This is a genomic window from Polynucleobacter sp. Tro8-14-1, assembly GCF_018881655.1.
Classification (GTDB): Bacteria; Pseudomonadota; Gammaproteobacteria; order Burkholderiales; family Burkholderiaceae; genus Polynucleobacter.
In genome coordinates this window covers 1-18,313 of sequence record NZ_JACVPX010000002.1, presented here as the reverse complement: position 1 = coordinate 18,313, position 18,313 = coordinate 1, and the positions used below count along the sequence as shown (strand labels likewise).

Annotated in this window: 24 protein-coding genes, 1 tRNA gene and 1 pseudogene; 18 read left to right on the top strand and 8 right to left on the bottom strand. The window is 41.5% G+C overall.

Annotation, left to right across the window (positions count from 1 at the left end; all coding sequences use genetic code 11):
• Positions 1–60: 60 nt before the first annotated feature.
• The 3 genes from ICN34_RS02415 (at position 61) to ICN34_RS02405 (ending at position 1,203) form a co-directional block, all read left to right on the top strand.
• A complete protein-coding gene (locus ICN34_RS02415; protein WP_028819209.1) occupies positions 61–672 on the top strand; it encodes a glutathione S-transferase N-terminal domain-containing protein in 612 nt (203 codons plus the stop codon).
• 29 nt (positions 673–701) lie between these two features.
• Entirely contained in the window at positions 702–1,109 is a 408-nt protein-coding gene (locus tag ICN34_RS02410) for a ClpXP protease specificity-enhancing factor (RefSeq protein WP_083564305.1), read from the top strand.
• A gap of 18 nt (positions 1,110–1,127) precedes the next feature.
• A tRNA-Thr gene (locus ICN34_RS02405) sits at positions 1,128–1,203 on the top strand.
• A 73-nt stretch (positions 1,204–1,276) separates the two neighbouring features.
• On the opposite strand, the gene ICN34_RS02400 is transcribed toward ICN34_RS02405, so the two are convergent.
• Together ICN34_RS02400 and ICN34_RS02395 are read right to left on the bottom strand one after the other, a co-directional pair.
• Positions 1,277–2,269, bottom strand: coding sequence for a tyrosine-type recombinase/integrase (locus ICN34_RS02400; RefSeq protein WP_216120658.1), 993 nt, complete (start codon positions 2,267–2,269; stop codon positions 1,277–1,279).
• On the bottom strand, positions 2,262–2,921 hold the full coding sequence (locus ICN34_RS02395; RefSeq protein ID WP_216120657.1) for a hypothetical protein: 660 nt from the start codon (positions 2,919–2,921) through the stop codon (positions 2,262–2,264). Before ICN34_RS02395 ends, ICN34_RS02400 begins: the two co-directional genes overlap by 8 nt.
• 114 nt (positions 2,922–3,035) lie before the next feature.
• Here ICN34_RS02395 and ICN34_RS02390 point away from each other — a divergent pair, with 114 nt between their 5' ends.
• The 3 genes from ICN34_RS02390 (at position 3,036) to ICN34_RS02380 (ending at position 4,107) form a co-directional block, all read left to right on the top strand.
• Positions 3,036–3,224, top strand: coding sequence for a hypothetical protein (locus ICN34_RS02390; protein WP_216120655.1), 189 nt, complete (start codon positions 3,036–3,038; stop codon positions 3,222–3,224).
• Positions 3,225–3,232: 8 nt separating this feature from the next.
• Positions 3,233–3,631 carry a DUF1376 domain-containing protein gene (locus tag ICN34_RS02385; RefSeq protein WP_216120653.1) on the top strand — a complete coding sequence of 133 codons (399 nt, stop codon included), beginning with the start codon at positions 3,233–3,235 and terminating at the stop codon, positions 3,629–3,631.
• 95 nt (positions 3,632–3,726) lie between these two features.
• Positions 3,727–4,107, top strand: a complete 381-nt coding sequence (locus ICN34_RS02380) for a hypothetical protein (protein ID WP_216120651.1) — start codon at positions 3,727–3,729, stop codon at positions 4,105–4,107.
• A gap of 195 nt (positions 4,108–4,302) precedes the next feature.
• Here ICN34_RS02380 and ICN34_RS02375 read toward each other — a convergent pair whose 3' ends face one another.
• Positions 4,303–5,001 carry a TetR/AcrR family transcriptional regulator gene (locus tag ICN34_RS02375; protein WP_216120649.1) on the bottom strand — a complete coding sequence of 233 codons (699 nt, stop codon included), beginning with the start codon at positions 4,999–5,001 and terminating at the stop codon, positions 4,303–4,305.
• 126 nt (positions 5,002–5,127) lie between these two features.
• Here ICN34_RS02375 and ICN34_RS02370 point away from each other — a divergent pair, with 126 nt between their 5' ends.
• From ICN34_RS02370 to ICN34_RS02340, 7 genes are all read left to right on the top strand, one after another.
• Positions 5,128–6,654: a cellulase family glycosylhydrolase gene (locus tag ICN34_RS02370; RefSeq protein ID WP_370623951.1), complete on the top strand. Its 1,527-nt coding sequence runs from the start codon at positions 5,128–5,130 to the stop codon at positions 6,652–6,654.
• Positions 6,655–6,733: 79 nt separating this feature from the next.
• Positions 6,734–7,078 (top strand): hypothetical protein, encoded by a 345-nt coding sequence (locus ICN34_RS02365; RefSeq protein ID WP_216120646.1) that lies wholly within the window; start codon positions 6,734–6,736, stop codon positions 7,076–7,078.
• A 146-nt stretch (positions 7,079–7,224) separates the two neighbouring features.
• Positions 7,225–7,923: an HXXEE domain-containing protein gene (locus ICN34_RS02360; protein ID WP_216120644.1), complete on the top strand. Its 699-nt coding sequence runs from the start codon at positions 7,225–7,227 to the stop codon at positions 7,921–7,923.
• Positions 7,916–8,389 (top strand): DUF6790 family protein, encoded by a 474-nt coding sequence (locus tag ICN34_RS02355; RefSeq protein WP_216120642.1) that lies wholly within the window; start codon positions 7,916–7,918, stop codon positions 8,387–8,389. The genes ICN34_RS02360 and ICN34_RS02355 overlap by 8 nt, the downstream gene beginning before the upstream one ends.
• A gap of 13 nt (positions 8,390–8,402) precedes the next feature.
• Positions 8,403–9,626: a hypothetical protein gene (locus ICN34_RS02350; protein WP_216120641.1), complete on the top strand. Its 1,224-nt coding sequence runs from the start codon at positions 8,403–8,405 to the stop codon at positions 9,624–9,626.
• A 250-nt stretch (positions 9,627–9,876) separates the two neighbouring features.
• A complete protein-coding gene (locus tag ICN34_RS02345; RefSeq protein WP_216120639.1) occupies positions 9,877–10,215 on the top strand; it encodes a hypothetical protein in 339 nt (112 codons plus the stop codon).
• Between the two features lie 712 nt (positions 10,216–10,927).
• Complete coding sequence (locus tag ICN34_RS02340) at positions 10,928–11,266, top strand: hypothetical protein (protein ID WP_216120637.1); 339 nt, start codon at positions 10,928–10,930, stop codon at positions 11,264–11,266.
• Between the two features lie 118 nt (positions 11,267–11,384).
• On the opposite strand, the pseudogene ICN34_RS02335 reads toward ICN34_RS02340, so the two are convergent.
• Positions 11,385–12,008, bottom strand: a pseudogene (locus tag ICN34_RS02335) (tyrosine-type recombinase/integrase).
• 552 nt (positions 12,009–12,560) lie between these two features.
• Here ICN34_RS02335 and ICN34_RS02330 point away from each other — a divergent pair.
• Genes ICN34_RS02330 through ICN34_RS02320 form a run of 3 tightly spaced genes read left to right on the top strand, consistent with a single transcriptional unit; the run spans position 12,561 to position 14,156 of the window.
• Positions 12,561–13,034 carry a glutathione peroxidase gene (locus ICN34_RS02330; RefSeq protein ID WP_088527757.1) on the top strand — a complete coding sequence of 158 codons (474 nt, stop codon included), beginning with the start codon at positions 12,561–12,563 and terminating at the stop codon, positions 13,032–13,034.
• A gap of 20 nt (positions 13,035–13,054) precedes the next feature.
• Complete coding sequence (folE, locus tag ICN34_RS02325; protein ID WP_072584048.1) at positions 13,055–13,738, top strand: GTP cyclohydrolase I; 684 nt, start codon at positions 13,055–13,057, stop codon at positions 13,736–13,738.
• Between the two features lie 22 nt (positions 13,739–13,760).
• Complete coding sequence (locus ICN34_RS02320; protein ID WP_072584047.1) at positions 13,761–14,156, top strand: dihydroneopterin aldolase; 396 nt, start codon at positions 13,761–13,763, stop codon at positions 14,154–14,156.
• Positions 14,157–14,160: 4 nt separating this feature from the next.
• On the opposite strand, the gene ICN34_RS02315 is transcribed toward ICN34_RS02320, so the two are convergent.
• Entirely contained in the window at positions 14,161–14,955 is a 795-nt protein-coding gene (locus ICN34_RS02315; RefSeq protein WP_072584046.1) for a glycosyltransferase, read from the bottom strand.
• Between the two features lie 206 nt (positions 14,956–15,161).
• Here ICN34_RS02315 and ICN34_RS02310 point away from each other — a divergent pair, with 206 nt between their 5' ends.
• Complete coding sequence (locus tag ICN34_RS02310) at positions 15,162–16,724, top strand: cryptochrome/deoxyribodipyrimidine photo-lyase family protein (RefSeq protein ID WP_216120635.1); 1,563 nt, start codon at positions 15,162–15,164, stop codon at positions 16,722–16,724.
• 47 nt (positions 16,725–16,771) lie between these two features.
• Here the strand turns inward: ICN34_RS02310 and ICN34_RS02305 are convergent, their stop codons facing one another.
• Positions 16,772–17,152, bottom strand: coding sequence for a VOC family protein (locus ICN34_RS02305; RefSeq protein WP_216120633.1), 381 nt, complete (start codon positions 17,150–17,152; stop codon positions 16,772–16,774).
• Between the two features lie 38 nt (positions 17,153–17,190).
• The gene (locus ICN34_RS02300; RefSeq protein WP_216120631.1) at positions 17,191–17,391 is read right to left on the bottom strand and encodes a hypothetical protein; all 201 of its coding nucleotides are present in this window, start codon (positions 17,389–17,391) and stop codon (positions 17,191–17,193) included.
• A 222-nt stretch (positions 17,392–17,613) separates the two neighbouring features.
• Between ICN34_RS02300 and ICN34_RS02295 the strand changes: the two genes are divergently transcribed.
• Positions 17,614–18,180, top strand: coding sequence for a YceI family protein (locus ICN34_RS02295; protein ID WP_216120629.1), 567 nt, complete (start codon positions 17,614–17,616; stop codon positions 18,178–18,180).
• A 24-nt stretch (positions 18,181–18,204) separates the two neighbouring features.
• Here the strand turns inward: ICN34_RS02295 and ICN34_RS11590 are convergent.
• A partial coding sequence (locus ICN34_RS11590) for an IS3 family transposase (RefSeq protein WP_323483827.1) occupies positions 18,205–18,313 on the bottom strand: 109 nt, incomplete at its 5' end.

Genomic DNA, 18,313 nt, shown 5'->3' with positions numbered 1-18,313 from the left:
AAAGATTTAACGCTGTTGTGCGTTTGTTGTATTGAAGTAGAAATTTAAGGAAATAAATTTATGATGGTGTTGTACTCGGGTACTAACTGCCCATTCTCGCAACGCTGCCGTTTGGTGCTTTTTGAAAAAGGCATGGATTTTGAAATCCGCGATGTCGACTTGTTTAATAAGCCTGAAGATATTTCGGTAATGAACCCTTACGGCCAAGTACCTATCTTGGTTGAGCGTGATTTAATTTTGTACGAGTCAAACATCATCAATGAATATATTGATGAGCGTTTTCCTCACCCACAATTAATGCCACCTGATCCAGTTGCACGCGCACGTGCACGCCTCTTCCTCTTCAATTTTGAGAAAGAATTGTTTGTGCACGTAGCTGCTCTGGAAAATGAAAAAGGTAAAGCAGCTGAAAAGACTCACGAAAAAGCGCGTTTAGCGATTCGTGATCGTTTGACTCAGCTGGCACCAATTTTTGTTAAAAACAAATACATGTTGGGCGATGAGTTCTCTATGCTGGACGTAGCTATTGCGCCATTGTTATGGCGTCTTGAGCATTACGGCATCGATCTTTCTCGCAATGCAGCGGCTTTGCTGAAATACGCTGAGCGTATTTTTAGCAGACCTGCGTACATCGAGGCTTTGACTCCTTCCGAGAAGGTAATGCGCCGCTAAGCATTTTTAGCGGTACATGACTCGTCGGCATGTCTGACATTCCAAGTAATAAACCATATCTAATCCGTGCCCTACATCAGTGGTGCACGGATTTTGGTTTTACGCCCTTCATAGCGGTTTTTGTGGACGCTAGGGTAGAGGTACCGATGGAGTTTGTGAAGAACGATGAGATCGTCCTGAATCTTTCCCTGGAGGCATGCCATCAACTGGCGATAGAAAACGATTGGATAAGCTTCCAGGCAAGATTTGGCGGTATTCCAAGAAAGATCATGGTCCCGGTCAGCCATGTTCTAGCAATCTATGCCAGGGAAAATGGGCAGGGAATGTCTTTCCCATTTGATCCAGCTCAGGCCCGTGATCTTCATATTGCGGATTTTGAAGATCAAGCCCCTGAAAAGCCTAAAACTACAAGACCATCCTTGAAGATTGTGAAATAGGATAAAATATATCCCGTTGCCCCTTTAGCTCATCTGGTAGAGCAACTGATTTGTAATCAGTAGGTGGTCTGTTCGAGTCGGACAAGGGGCACCAATAAACATAAGGCTCACTGCTTAATTGCTAGTGAGCCTTTTTTATTGTTTGTCGACAAAGTGTCAACGCAAACTTATAAGTTAACCAATGGGTTCAGTAATTTCACGGCCTCAAGGTGCGTTGGTGCAAGATGGGCATAGCGCATGGTCATTTGAAGACTTTGATGGCCAAGTATTTTTTGTAAAGTTAAGATATTTCCGCCGCCCTGCATGAAGCTGCTGGCGAAGGTGTGACGCAAGACGTGAGTTAATTGGCCATCTGGCAAAACGATCCCAGCTCTTTCAATCCCGGATTTAAATGCTCCCATTGAAGATCCAAAATATCGACCATTCTCTTTGACTTCATGGCTTTGAATCTCTTCTTGCAATTCACTTGAGATGGGAATGGCTCTCATTTTTTTATTCTTAGTATTAATAAATTCGATGACCCCTTTCTTAATATTTGAGGGACGTAGATTTTCTCCTTCAGACCATCTGGAGCCGGTGGAGAGGCAGATTTTCCCGATTAAATACACATCACTATTTCTTTCAGCAGACTGAAGCTCCGAAAGTAATTTCCTTAGTTCATTGGCCTCGAGATATCCAAGTTCCTTATCGGCAATTTTGAATTGCCTGATTGCGCTTACTGGATTAGCTTTCTTCCATAAGTTCAGGCGAATGAGTTCATTAAATACAGCGCGCAAGTAAGAATGTTCACGGTTGAATGAGTTTAGGCTAAGTCCTCCCTCAATTCGCTCACTTCGGTACTTGGTAAACATTTGGGGTGTCAATTGATCCGCTATGGGGTCTTTTAATGCCGCGACCATATTCATTAGTCTGGCATACGTGTCTTTTGCGTTACTTAAAATTTTGCCGTGAGCGTCGTACCAAATTTTGACAATCTCTGAAAGTTTTCTAATGTCCCTTTTTTCTGGTGTCCAACCTTTATTTTTAATTACCGAATTTCGTGTGAATGCTTCCCAGTTCTTAGCTTCAGCTAAATTGGTAAAAATCTTCCTAAAGCGCTTCCCACCACGGCCATCAGGCTGAATATCTACTTGCCATCCACCTTCAGTCTTCTTAATCATTCATGAAGGCAGCACCTTCAACTACAAAAGCAATTTTTTCTTCTTGGCGGGCAATTAGATCCAAACTCAGATCATCATTGGGACTCAGGTTCGCCTTTACGAAATCTTCATAAGAACTTTCATCCTTGGGATCAAAATATCTTTTAAATAAAAGATAGTTAATTTCAGAGGTTGACCAGAGTTCCGGCTCTTTTTTCAGGATATTACTCAGTACAAGCCCTTTTAGGTTTAGTAATTTTTTGCTTTCGCGGGCATTCATTCCATCTGACATTAATCGAAAAAGAGCTGGATTTATATTTTGGCCGCCAAATAAGCTGCGGGCAACAATTTCAACTTCTGCATTAGTCCAGTCAACAGGCTCTTTGCATACTATCTCCTCCAGGGCATCTTCCTTTCGAAATTCCTCAGTCGGGCTCAGGTGCTCCATCGTCTCATCGGGTGTTGCGCCAGTAGCGATCCAAAATGCATAGCTTGGAATAAACCTACAGGTAAATTCAATCATTTCAGATGTTGCTCTTTGATGGCCGTAGTAGACGTGTTTCCAAGAGCTAGCTTTAATACCGCTAGTTTGCTCGAGCTCCAAAAAGAAGATGGTCGACTTAGATTTAATTTCTTCTCTCAGCGCCTTAAATAACCGTTCTTCGATTGCCATAATTTTTCTTAAATTTGATGAGATTCAATTATCTCATAATATTTCTATTATAGAAAATAATAATTAATTAGAAATTAGTTGACTAATGTGTTTATATACAGTATTTTTCTATATATGAAAAATAACGACATAGAGAACTTATTTATTGTTACTGCTGAAAAGTATGCTGAACTTGTAGGTTTGCCTATAGGTGTTGTACGAGGTCAATTAGATCGGCGTCAGCTACCTGTCTACAAGGTTGGCAAAAGACGCTTCATTAATTTGATTCTGTTGAGGTTGGACGTTGCGGGCGGACCCAAATAAGGAAATATGTGCACTATTACAAACTGAATATTGGTGATTGGGGTCTTGCAACAGGGCATTTAAGGGTTGATGAAGAGGGTATTTGCCTGAGGTTGATAAATTACTTTATTAGTAATGAGGGCCCAATTCCAGCCAATACGACCCAAGTCTTTAGAAAATTGCGCTTAACGGACGTGGCAGAGCTAGCCACAGCAATCTTGGAGGAATTTTTTGTTAGAAATGAAAATGGCGATTGGTCCCATCCATCTTCAGTCGAGTTAATACGCGAATACCAGGATAAAGCCGATACGAGTAGAGAAAATGGAAAAAAGGAGGTCGGCCAAGAACACCTAAACCGTCTGAAGTGCATCAAACCCAGAATAACCCAGCAGGTTATCAATCTGAACCCACCGGTAACCCAGGCATAACCTTAACCACTAACCAAGAACTATTAACCACTAACCATCAACCAATAACCAATAACAATAAACAAACGGAAATAACCGATACATTGTTTTTAGATGTGGAAAAAGTATTGCCAAGGCGGCAGGGCGTTACAGCAGACTCTATGAAGCTAGCGTGGAATCAAGCTATTAGCGCTGGAAATAGCCCAGAGCAGATGCTAGCTGGCGCTAAACGTTATGCGAATTTTGTTCAGATATTGCGGACGGAGGATAAGTACATACTCTCTCCTGGCGGATTTTTTGGCCCAGATCAAAAGTATCTCTTGGAATGGGGAACTAATAAAACGCTACCACTTGGCACTGATGAGCAAATAGAGCACGCATACCGTATCGAGCTCGGTGCAGATCCAAGCAAATCATCCTGTCGCTCACATCGGGAAATGAGGGTGCTTATAGAAGATCGTCGAGAAAAAAATAAAAGGGAAATAAGAATTCATTAAGACTTCAAATCATCCGGCCCATCAATAAAGTCTAGACACTCTTGAGTTACTTGCTGTTTTGCCAGACGTTTGAGTTGAAGGTAGAGGGGTGCTTCAATAATCTAGAGGCGGCTTCTTGGCCTATTGCAGTCATTCAAAAGGGAGAATTTTAGGTTTCAACTGTCTCAGTCCGGCCAATAACGGCCTGTCGAAACTTTATGGTCTACTCTTAAATAACAAATTTAATGATTCGGAATATTGAGTGGAATCAATTGCTTTTTCATCCATGAATACGCTTTGTACAGTAAAGCCTGGTATTACCAAACCAAATAGAGCTACGGATAACTGTTCAGTATTTTTATCCCCTTTCAGTTTGCCTTTTTTCATCAAGAGAATAATTTTTTGCTCTAAAGCGCCGCGTATTCTTTCAAAGTAAGTCTGCATAGTTTGCCGAATATCTAGGTCGACCATTGCTAATGACCAGACATGAAAGGCCATACCCTTACCTGGACCTTTGGTAATTTCTTCGGCAAAACTGACTAACTCTTCAATGATCTCTAATAAGCTCAAATCACGCGCATCGGATTCTTTGAGAATGGTCTCGATACGATCACTGAATCGACCTAGGTTCTGCTCAGTAATAAGTTGAACAATTTCTTCTTTGGCTTTGAAGTGGTGATACAAGTTTCCACGGGAACAGTCTGCGGCCAATTGAATATCTTTCATGGAGGTGCCAGCAAAGCCTTGTTTGGCAAAGCAGGCCCGAGCCGCCATCAAAATCTTCTCTCTGCCTTTGATAAGGTCTTCTTTTGTGGCATTTAGTAGACGCTTTTTAAGCGTGGTGCCTTGACCTGTTCTAGCAACAGGAGAGTTTGATTTATGTAGGGGTTTGGATACTTTTTGCTTACTTGCCATAGTCACTTTCTTTCAAAACCGACCGCTTGATTCAAATTTATTGCTTGTTTTTGAATTCTATATTAATTATAAAATCAGTTATCCCTTGGGCTAATGCCCAAATCCAAATAGATTAGGGGCGGTTCAATGATGAGGCATGTACTTCAGTTGCAAAATTTGATGGGAAGCATCATAGTGCTTTTGGCAACATTTTTTTTAAGTGCTTGCAGCAATTACAAGCCATCCACCTCATTGGCCGAAAAAATAGAAGCCCTGCCTACCCCTCTTGTAGCAAGTGGTAGATGGATGACTGATCAACAGGGGAGGGTAGTAATCTTTCGAGGTATAAATTTAGTTAACAAAAACTCACCTTACACATATTTAAGCTCGGGCATTACTGAGGAAGATGCCAGAATCATTCGCGCCGCGGGTATGAATATTGTTCGACTTGGAATTATTTGGGGCGCTATTGAGCCGATACCCGGACAATATAACGACGTATATCTCAAAGATATCTCCAGCACGATTACGATGCTAAGGTCTTACGGTATCAATACCTTGCTAAACATGCATCAAGATCAGTACTCAACGTCTTGCAATGGTGTTGGAGCTCCGGATTGGGCAACCATTATCAATCTTGCAAAATTTCCTAAAGGCTGTAATCCAAATAAATTGCCATTCCCAGATGGAGAGTTGACGGATCCTAGCGTGTTTGATGCCTGGGATGGATTTTGGCAAAACAAAAGTTCTGCATCAACCGGCTTGGTTGGCTTGCAGGATCGCTATGCCGAAACATGGGCTTACGTAGCTAAATCTATTGGCAGCACACCGGGAATAATTGGATATGAAATCATGAATGAGCCTTATCCAGGGACTGTATGTAAAGCAAAAATGTTAGGTGATGAATGTGCCCTCTTTGACCAAGGGGTTTACTCAAAATTCATTGAAAAAGTAAGTAGCAAAATCCGAAATGTTGACTCAAAAACATTGATATTTTTTGAGCCTAGTGTATTTTTTGATTTTGGTACAGCCACTCACGTCACACCACCTAACGTTCCAAATGTAGGCTTCTCTTTTCATCCCTATCTTACGATGAGCCATGTATTGGCAAATGCATTTGTTTACCACAACAAGTTTCCAAACTTACCATTGCTAGCTACTGAATGGGGTGCCTTTACTGGCGACAAACCATTGACTGAAAATATGGTACCCGCTGAAATTACTGCTGGCTCTATGCGCTTGGATAAAGCCATGATGCCAGCAATCTATTGGACTTATGCCAATCCAGCTCCATCAAGCTTTTTGCCGGGTGCCTTTAGACAGGGTTTGGTATGGGATTTAAACAAACCACGAACTACGCCAAACTTGATGGTTGATCGATTAAATGCGCTTACATGGCCCTATCCTCAGGCGGTTGCAGGAACGCCTCTTGAGTGGTCATTTCATCCTGAGCGTCAACTATTTCAGTTGAGCTACTCTACAAATAGTCCATCCGGTCAGCGGCTTGATATCAATGCACGCACTGAAATTATGCTTCCCTCTGAAAGATTTAAAAATGGCTATGAGATATTCGTTGAGGGCGCAAAAGTTGTGTCGACGCGAAATGCCAATCTATTAGTTTTATTAAATCAGAGTGATGCTAAAACTGTGAAAATTTTAGTTAAGGGACTATGAAAACAAGCATTATCTGACAAGCAATTGACTTTAAAACTAAATTTTTAGGAACTAGAAAGGTTTTGATCAGGAATTCGTTATGAAAAAAATAGCCTTAATAATAGTTGCTTTGAGTTTTTGTAGTAGCACTTCTGCTCAAAACGGCATGGCGGGAATAATTGACCCCACATTTAATCCGTTTATGCCACCGCCAGTGGTGCCTGGATATCAAGCATGTATGAGTATGTTTGGTGACTATTTGAATTGTATGCCTAACTGGGAAAACCATGGGCAACCACAGTGTGTTGCGATAAATCGTGAATATTTTGAAACATTGAATTGTCCAAGCGTGTTTAGGTGGCAAGCAAGGGTTAACGCTAATGCATTTGCGGGCAATCCGCCCGCTCCGATATTTGAATCACGTATGAAAAATCGATTACGTTAAAGTAAATATTTCGATTGTTCTGATGACGTTATTATGTTTTTCAAGCGATTAAGGAAGGCGGTAATCAGGTCCCTTGCTCCGTAAATTCTATAACGAATCAAACATACTATTGCAGTCCATCCCAACTTGAAGCGGGGTTAAGGGCGATGCAGCAGAGAACATTGATTGAGCATCAAAATTACCTGACCATAAGAAAGCTTATGAATAGTATCAAATATCTTCGCTATCACTGGTTTGACTTAGCCATCATCTTGGTAATAGCTTTAGGTATTGGTTTATTTGTTGCTGAACCATCTGGTATGGAATTGCTTTTGTGGATTAGTCTGGGGTCGCTATTTCTGCACCAGTTTGAAGAGTGGCGATATCCAGGTTACTTTCCTGGAATGGTAAATAAAGCAATGTTTAAAAGCGATATGCCTGATCGCTATCCTCTGAATGCAAATAGTGGAATGTTGGTCAATGTGGTTCTTGGTTGGGGAGGGTATTTTCTAGCAGCTTTATTTTGGAAGCAGGCGATTTGGTTGGCTATCGCCACTATATTGGTTTCTGTTGGAAACATATTTGCTCACACCATTATCTTCAATATTAAAGGTAAGACCTTATACAATCCTGGGCTGATTACATCTTGGATATTATTTGTACCCATTGTTTATTTTTTCTTTTATTTGGTTATTACAGAAAATCTTGCAAGTCGATTGGATTGGGCTCTAGGGATTTGCTTTGGGTTAATTCTTAATTATTTCGGTGTATATAAGATGATTATTTGGTTGGCCGATAAAGATACGCCATATGTTTTCTCAAGGCGATTTTTAATTCCAACCGAAAGGCAATTGCCGCATGAGTGAAAAAGTATCGGGATTTGTTTTTCCTGGTTTATTTTTTATGGCATGGGGATTGGCTATCTCTGGTTCGATTCCTCCTGGTATGAGTGAGGCTAACCAGTTTGCACAATACGCGATTAATTGGCTCTTATATTTTTGCGGGTTTGCTTTTTTATCTGCCTCAGTGATGCACTCTATTTTTGCTAAAAAGATGGCTAAGACTATTGGGTGGGTAACAAACGGATTTCAGTACGAAATTGCAGCTGTCTCATTAGGGCTTGGCGTCTCTTGTTTTTATTCACTTTATTGGGGCAGGACTGCCCAGATCTCCATTTCCATTCCAGTGGTTACGTTTCTATTTTTTGCTGGTATAAATCATCTCAAGGAAATCATAATTAATAGAAATTTTGCTCCAAATAACACGCTAATTCTTATTTGGGATTTTGGTGTGTCAGCATCTCTCACTGTATTGCTACTTTTACCTATTTAATACCTAAGCCCTTATGACTTTACCGCTCAAACGAATTTTTGCTGCTACATTTGCCGCTCTAACAGTTGGAGGCTGCACCACTCCTGTTACGCCAGACTTTACAGAGATGTCAGCAAATTATGCTGGTATCTTGGAGCAATATCAGCTCAATAGTATTTTGATCAATATTGTTCGAGCTTCAAATGAGAGGCCGTTAAGCTTTTTGGATATTCCAAGCATCAACGGTTCTGGGAGCGTTACAACATCTCCTTCTATCAGCGGATCAATGAATGGCTTTATTGGTGGGTTGGCTGGTGGTCCTGCTGGAATTGCATCAATTAGCCCAAGCCTGAATTTATCTTTTGGTAACAGTTTTAACTTTTCACAATCCTCTTTAGATAACGCAACATTCTTGCGTGGGTTTTTATCGCAAATCCCCATTGAAACAGCCAAGTTCTTTATCTCTGATAACTTGCCCAGAGAGGTAATGTTTAGTTTAATTATTAGCTCGATTCAAATTAAGAAGGCAGATGGTACTTCAGTGAAGTACATGAATAACCCTTTACTTCCTGAATATCCTGCATTTCAGGCGGAACTGTATCGCTTGCTTAGTTATGGGTTAACAGTAGACCAGGTCCAAGAAGAGCCAAATAAACTTAGCCAGCCTCCGTTAGGCGGTATGCCGAACTATCCGCAACCTAATCCATATGCTACCTATCCGAGTATGGGTGGGTATGGTGGTGTGGGTGGGTATGGTGGAGGAGGGATGTATGGGCAAACACAGCCTCACACACAATATAAGGTTTGTGTTGACGAAAACAAGTTTGCTAACTTTGTTAAAGAAGAATTTAGCCCTGAAATATTTTGCAAATCAAGTTCAGCTGTCAGCAAGAAAAAAAGCTCGAAGGCTGAATTAATTTTGACCGTTAGATCAACCAATAGTGTTTTTGAGTTTCTTGGTCAGGTAGTGGCCGCTCAAAATCAACCTAAGCCATATATGGTTACTTTGCCACCCTCTGAATCAACTTATGCGCGAAAAGTTGGCCAAGAGAACCAATATGCATTGCTTGTAGTCCGTAAGAATGATTCAAGCAGTAAAAGTTTTGCTAGCGTGAAAAATCTTGATGGTAATACTTACAGCATACCTTCCGAAGGTAATGGATATTCTCCTATGGTTATTAAGATCATCTCGTCATTGCTGAGCCTGAATAAGATACCTGGCAGTATTCCGACCTCCCCAGGAATTTTATTAAGATAAATCATTAAAAAGAGCGCAAATAAAAAAATTTAGCTACCTAGTTTTTACATTATCAATACTCCCATTTTCTGCATTTGCATTAGATGGCTGTCCAGGTAATATGCTTCCTTTGGAAGGTCGCTGCCAGGAAGTCGCGGGAATAAATAATCCAGCAATCAATCAACTGAATTTCCCTCAAAATGCCTCTACTAGGGCCCCCGAATCAATTCGATCAAATCCCAACAATCCTTTAATCATAGACAACAATGGCATGCCTTATTCTATTGTTGCAAACACTATTCAGGGTCCATGGGTGGTTCGCTCTAATGTGCAAATCACCGCCCAATCTGTTTCAGAGTGGCCTTATGTGGAGCAGCCTGTCGATATAGTAATTAATGGTGCTCTTCCTCCAGGCCAGCCGACCACTGCACCTGGTATTACATGTAATGTATCTCGGCAGTCTTTATCTTCCGTACGGATACAATGCATTGCTGATAAGCAGTGGTATTACAGTTCATGCATGATGTCTGGCCTTGCAAGTAGCCAGGGCGGTAGTGTGAATCCTGTAGAGTATTGTCAGTCTTGGGCGACGCAAAAGATCAGCTATTAATTGAATGCAGCACTTATTTGCGGATAAAGAGCGTCCATCATGGCCCGCTATGGGTCGGTAGTTGCCTGGGGGTTTGAAGCATATGGATGACCGCTTATAAAACAATAGCAGTCATTCCAGCCTGTGACGCAAGATTTTTTAATCCCGCATTTTAATATCGCATCCGTTAGGTTAAGGAAGGTAGTAACAACTTTTTTCTAAAATACCAATCAATCTCTTCACCAGTGACAAGCGTATCAGCTACATGAATTTTTGCTCCAAAATTTCTTACTGAGATTTTTTAGGTTAATACCAAGGCAATTGGCAACCCCAAATTCAGTTACATGCGAATTCAAATATGTTTCTTGTATGAGTTCACGATTTCACAAAGTTATTTCAATTTGTTAGCAGTGTTCAAATATTAGTTTTATAGACAGACATTACGCACGTCGTCTTCGCCGCCTTGGAAATCTCCCGTAAAGCGTCAACCTCAACAGCTAAACACTTCTCCTGTCGTAATACAGCGTAGTACGTCCGATAAAGTTTTACTCAATTTCGTAATACATTCGTAATACGACTATTTATTCTTCAATTAAATCAATGGCCTAGTATGTATTACTTCGTATTACGTAAAAACTGAAAAATGTATGTTTTATCTCTCAAATCGCACATATTGCGCAGCCTTACATATTGATTGGTAGGCAACACATTTATCAACTTTAAGGAGCAAGTAATGGCGAAAACAAATATGAGTATTCGAATGGACGACTGGATTACCAAAGAATTAAGCGAGCTATCTAAAGTGCGAGGAATTGCTCCTAGCGCCCTAATTCGTGAATTTGTTATTTCGGGACTGGGCAAGCAAGATTCTATGGTTGAGCATTTTGATAGCGAGTCTGTGAGGGTAGATAAACAACTTAAGCTCATTACTGATACCGTGCTTGGTAGTTTGTATTACATGGTTGCCTACAGAAACCTAGATGCTGAATCAAACCCTTCCTCGGATAAAACTAAAGAAATTATTGATCTAGGAATGAAGATCTCTCAGGAGCTTTTAGAAATCCGAGCTTAACCGTGTTTATAAACTTAGAACATAGTAATCACAAAAAAATCTAAGTGGCCCCGAATTTTAATTTTCAATATTTTGAAAAGTGGGCTGTGATGATCAACCCAACACAGCCCGCCAAAAATCAAACCTCAGTCTGTTCGGCCATCTCCAAAGCATCATCCACTTCAATGCCTAGGTAACGAACCGTACTCTCTAACTTTGTATGCCCGAGGAGTAGCTGAATGGCTCGAAGATTTTTGGTTCTGCGATAAATCAAAGAAACCTTGGTGCGCCGCATCGTATGAGTTCCATAATTTGTGGATTCCAAGCCAATCGAGCTAACCCAGTTATGAACAATCCTGGCATATTGCCTGGTAGATAGGTGGGGGGACTCTTTAATTCGGCTGGAGAATAAATAATCTTCCAGGTGCAACCCGTCTGAATGTATCCATTGCTTAACTGCAGTCCTTGTTAATTCAGTAATTTCAAACTGAACTGGTCGATGGGTCTTTTACTGCAATATATTGGCTCTAGATGAAACATGGTCACCAGTCGCGATATCTCGAACTTTTAACTTAACCAGGTCACAAGCTCTTAACTTGCTGTCGATAGCTAAATTAAATAGAGCCAAATCTCGCTTGCTACCATTGAGTTGAAGTCGAACTCGAATGGCCCAAATATCTTTTAACTTAAGCGGTGCTTTCTGCCCTGTCAGTTTGCCTTTATTCCAGGGTTCTTTATGCGCATTTGCAATAAGCTGTTCCATGACATTCTCCTTGTGTGAAAGGGAATACCACTTTGCGCTGAATTAAAGGTGTCGGCAAGGACCGTAAAAATCCCGAAAGGAGTCAGTTGATTTAGTTGAACCCCGCTGGCAGATTCCGACCTAAAGCTGACACACAAAGAAACCCCGCCGTAGCGCGTCTTAACTAAAATCCTATAACCTTCCTCATTAAAAGGCCAGTGCAGACTAATATGCGGCCATCTAATCTAGGATCCAGCCAAGTAGCGGCCATACTCATCTCTAAATACCCTACCAATTACAAAGATTTCTTTGCCATCATAATGTTCGCGTATATCGAAGCAAGTGTGGGGTGCTTAACTGGTTTCTCCCTCTTCTTATATTGATAGCTGACACTCGATTTAGCATCAGGCACAATAAATCTCCTAGCCTCAGCACTACGAAACTACACAGCTGTTTGCATAACTTTTGAGTAGCTAAACCAGTGTAAAAAAGCCCTATTAATTAACCGCCCTGCAAGGGTCGTCATTTTCAGATAAATTAAAGAAAATTTATATCTGAGCAAACAAATAAACGATGCTTCCCGACATCCCTTTAAAGCGCCTTGACGGTCGCGAAGAAAACATTATGGACTATGCTGGCAAACTGCTGGTTGCAGTCAATGTGGCAAGCAAATGTGGATTCACCTCCCAATATCAAGAACTTCAATCTCTATATGAAGAGTTTCGTGGGAATGATTTTGAAATCCTAGCCTTTCCCTGCAATCAATTTGGCGGTCAGGAGCCAGGAAGCTCTGAACAGATCGGACAGTTTTGTAAAACAAACTATGGCGTCAGCTTTCCTATTTTTAAGAAAGTTGATGTGAACGGGTCTAACGCTCACCCTCTTTTTAACTATCTCAAAGCTGCTACTCCCGGGATACTGGGAACAGAAGCAATTAAGTGGAACTTTACTAAGTTTCTTATTGGTAGGGACGGCATCCCTGTAAATAGGTTTGCATCGGCCACTACACCGAAGAGCATGCGTACTGACATTCAAAAACTCCTCTAAAGCATGATAAGAAATAATTTATGAACGATGGCACCCCACTATCAGAAATAATTCGCAAAAGGATTAAAGTAAAGAAAGCTAGATTTCACGCAAATGACAATATTGCTGATTTCATTAAACCTGGTGAGCTAGATGGGCTTATCGACGAGGTTGCAGAAAAAATGCAATCCGTTTTAGAAAGTCTTGTTATCGACACTAAGAGTGACCATAACACTCAAAATACAAGTAGGCGGGTTGCCAAGATGTTTGTAAAGGAAGTATTTAATGGTCGTTACGTTGAGCAGCCAGCGCTAACCAAGTTTCCTAATGTCAGCCACTTAAATGAGTTGATGATAATTGGCCCAATTACCGTAAGAAGCGCCTGCTCTCATCACCTTTGCCCCATTATGGGTAGAGTTTGGATTGGCATTTTACCCAATAAAAACTCAGCTCTTATTGGGCTATCAAAATATTCACGACTTACCGAATGGGTAATGTGTCGACCTCAAATTCAGGAGGAAGCGGTAGTTGAGCTGGCCGATATGATTGAGAAGAAGGTCAAGCCGACGGGTGTTGCGATCGTGATGGATGCGGATCATTTCTGTATGCAGTGGCGTGGCGTTAAGGACCCAGACTCGAAGATGATCAATAGCGTGATGCGTGGCTCCTTCTTAAAGGACCCCAATTTGCGTCGAGAATTTTTATCATTGATTAAACCCAATTAATGAAATTACCCGAGAGCACCAAATGTCATCAACGGCCTGCATAGAATTAAAAGATCTCCGACTAAATACTCAAATTGGTACGTATGCTCCAGGGGATGCTATTCCTGATCAGCATTTACTTAATCTAACGCTTTGGATTAATCCAAAGCTCATCTTGATCTCAGAAGATTTCATGAATAGGGTGTTTGACTACGACCCACTTGTAATTGAAATTGATCGATTGGCCGCAGATGGGCATTATGAGACCCAAGAAAGATTAACCACCAGAATAGTTGAAGCATGTGCAAGCTATCTTGAGATTGAGTCTCTAGAAATTAGCCTTAGGAAAACACCGGCACTGAGGGGCTCAGGAGTATTAGGGATCAAGCTATTCGTTGATGAAAGCAGCCTAAGCAGCATGAGAACAGCACTGGCTTAGACCCTTAAGTCTCTTCCTCAAGAGCATCCACGAGATGGTCATACTTTAGAAAATTTTCACGGTGCCTTCTATAGTACAAAAGGCCTTCATTCAGACTGGCTACAGAAGCGCCCTGCTCGCGCATCTTATCCCAAAGATTCCAATCCTCTTGTGGGTGCACACCATCCACATACCTTCTTTTGTAGCCGACTTGCTGGCCTAAGGCCGTGCGATACATCATCGAGCCATGGTGCTTTCCACCTCGATCCCAGTAGAGATCTCCTTGGTGAGGTTTAGTCTCCCCAGGCACGCGATCATGAATTTCTTCCTTTAGCTCCCCAGTAACCACAATGTCATAAGTGACAATATCAGCATGGGCATTTGAAAGTAATTCAATCGCATCAGATCTCAGCCAATTATCAGCTCCAATGAACAGAACATATTCCGTGTCCACCCTCATCAGCACATCATGAAAGTTATCTACCGTACCTAAATTCTGAAGCCTCAAAATATACTCAATATCAGGATATAAATTAGGGAGGTGCCTGCAATCATCTGCCCCATCGTCGACAAATAGAATTCTAGAGGGAGCTTTAGTTTGAGATAGCAGGGACTCAATGCAATGCGCTGCAAGGTGTCCGTATCTGTAGGAAGCAATAACAACGGTGATCATATTGGAAGGCATTAAAGCACAAAAGTGCGCAAGACTAACATAAGCAGTAAATACCTTAATTTTAGTCAGGGCTAGCTCAGCACATAAACAAAAACCATCAAATTTAGTTGAAGTAGCATGAAAAAGCGTAGAGATTACATTACACATTTTTTGCCCAGAGTTACTCAAAGTAACGCTTAAATACTCAAATTTCACTTTTTATTTGAAAGGCGCTTTTTTGTAAGTTTTAAATCGAATATAGAGTCACTGACTAGGCAAAGTTTCGCAAAGGCTTATATGATGAAATTTTGTATTTCAATGAGCTTAATTTCGAACTATTATTAGTCTGAATTCATCTTCTCTACTAATTAATTATGAGTTATCAACTGGTTTGGTTTAAGCGTGACTTGCGCTGTGAGGACCATGCCGCTCTTGTCGAGGCTGCAAAGATAGGGCCAATTCGCTGCATTTACGTGCTTGAGCCAACGTTATGGATGCAGCCTGATGTTGCCCTCCAACATTTTGAGTTTATTCGGGAGTCCCTTCACGACCTCGATACCCAGCTTCGTTTACGCGGCGGCACTGTCGAAATCCATGTAGGTGAAGTTACTGAAGTACTAAATAACATCTGGGAAGCTAATCCTTTTCAGGGTTTGCATTCTCATCAGGAAACTGGCAATGGATTGACTTACTCCAGAGATCGAGACGTTAGTAAATGGTGTCAGTCTCGTGGCATTCATTGGGGTCAATATACCCAGTTTGGAGTTACTAGAGGACTAAAAAATCGTAATGAATGGCAAGCTAATTGGCAAAAACACATGGAAGCACCTTTATGTGAACTACCACCCATTCAATTTTGGAAAGCTCCGCTTTCTAGTGTGCCAGTGCCGAACCCTAGCGCTCATCATCTGACACCATCTACGATGCAGGCACCTGCGCACCTAGGACATAATCCACCGTTAAGACAACGCGGTGGAAGATCGGTTGCACTTAGAACCCTTAATAGTTTTTTGAAGCAGCGAAGTATGTGGTACCGAGGTGGGATTTCATCGCCTCTATCAGCCCCAGATGCATGCTCTCGACTATCTGTGTATCTAACTTATGGGTGTCTTAGCATCAGGGAAGTAGTGCAAGCAACAAATGAAGAGCTGCTTCAAATGTCTCCAGATGCCAGTAGAAGAAAGTCAGGTTTAACTGCTTTTATGAGTCGCTTGTATTGGCATTGTCATTTTATTCAAAAGTTGGAGAGCGAGCCTGAAATCGAGTGGCGAAATATGCACCGTGGATATGATGCGTTACGTGAGAATGAATTTAATGACGATTACTTCAATGCCTTGAAGGAAGGTAAGACGGGTTGGCCTATGGTGGATGCTTGCGTCATCATGCTGCGTGAAACAGGATGGCTCAATTTTAGAATGCGTGCGATGCTAGTCTCAGTTGCAGCCTACCCACTTTGGCTACACTGGAAACCAGTAGGAGATTGGTTAGCCACTCAATTTTTAGACTATGAGCCCGGAATCCATTGGAGTCAATTGCAAATGCAATCGGGTACAACCGGGATCAATGTAACTCGTGTTTATAACCCGATCAAGCAAGCACAAGATCATGATCAAAAGGGCTTTTTCGTTAGAAAATGGCTTCCCCATATGCGTCAAGTACCCGACACATGGCTTTTTGAGCCTTGGAATATGCCTCAAGAAGTACAAAGCAGCATTGGCATTGAGATTGGTAGAGACATTCCCCAGCCATTAGTAGATATTGCTGTTGCCACAAAGCTATCTAAAGATCGCTTGCATGCTAGACGCAACCTATCGGAGGTTCAGGCTGGGAAAAAATCAGTTGTCGATAAACATGCTTCTCGCGCAAGCAGGGACGTACGTAAAAAATCTACAGCTAAAACTACAGAGGCAAGCCCACAGCTGACCCTTGAGTTTTAGCTAATCTCGCCAAATCCACCGAACCCACCCCAAAGCGAAGAAAGTTCTTATTTCGGCGGCCTATGCATTGCGCAGATTTTATTGCCAGCAGGATCTCTGAGCCAAGCAATATATATAGTGCCGGCGACACCCTCTCGGTAGCCTGGATCACCTTCACAGGAAGTGCCACCATGAGCAACACCGATGGCATGGAATGCATCTACATCAGCAATTGATTTGGCACTAAAGCCGATTGTGCCGCCATTGGCATGAGTAGCTTCGTTACCATCAATAGGCTTAGTAATAGCAAAGACTCCGCCAGGACCGCGATAAAAGTATTTGTCATGACTAAAGCTCCCGGCTTTGATACCCAAAGCTCCTAAAGCGGCATCATAGAAGTCCCTTGAAACTTCTAAATCATTTGCGCCCAACATAATGTGACTAAACATGATTCTTCCTATTAAGTTATTTAATACAGTGATGCAACTCAAGACTCTATCGGCCCTTCAGATGGATTAATAGATGCACGCGTGAGCGTATTACGAATAAATTGTTTTTCGTAATGTCGATTACGCCTTGATTTCTTGGCTAATGAGCGTTGATCCCTGCGCTTGTCAGCAACAATATGACTTATTTGACTGAGATCATCTAAGTCTCGTATCTGACTTGGTGAATTTCGGAGAGGCATCGCTAACGGCTTTTGCTTTTGTAATATTGGTATTGAGCTTGGTATCAGCGTCAATTACATGAATTAACTCATATAAGTAGATTTTATGCTTGCCATGCCAGCTTTTTGAAGCCCGAATTGATACCTCAACTGTCGGAAAGACTAAAAAGAAGGTATTTAGGACTCTATTGAGGATAGGGGCGCTGATTCAGCGCATACTCACATCAACACCTAAAATGCCTAATGAACTTTTTTTATATAAGCGCCTTACTCCTGACCTTGGTCACCTCCTCGGCACAATCAGCAGAAATTTATGTTACCGATCCTGAGCACACCTTTGTTAGCTTTAGCTACAAGCATTTAGCTTACTCGATTCAAACCAGTCGTTTTGATAGGGTGAATGGAACCATTACACTCAATGATCAAATGGATGGCGGCACTATAGATGTTGCTATTGAGACTGGCTCAGTCAGTACAGGCTCCGATACTTTTAATAAGCTACTTAGATCCGAAAATTACTTTAATTCTGAAAAATTTCCTGTAGCCAAATTCACTTCTGATAAGGTTATATTTAACAATCAGGCTATTACATCGCTCTCAGGCGAGCTGACTATTAAAGGCATTACCAAGCCTATTAATATTGAAGTAAGCAACTTTGCTTGTAGTCGTAACTTTATTACTTTGAAATACATGTGTGGCGCTAACGCAAGCGCGAAGTTAAGTCGCTCAGAATTTAATCTGGGAAAATACGTACCATTTGTTGGAGATGAAATAAGCTTAAATATAGTAATTGAGGCATCAAAAGAATAGCCTTAGTGAATCGCTACCAATATCTTAGACACTTCCCAACCTCGCTTGGTACTGCTCTTCAAATCTTACCGGAGAAAGTCCATTGTTGTAACTATGGCGTCTAACCGGGTTGTAAAACATTTCGATGTAATCA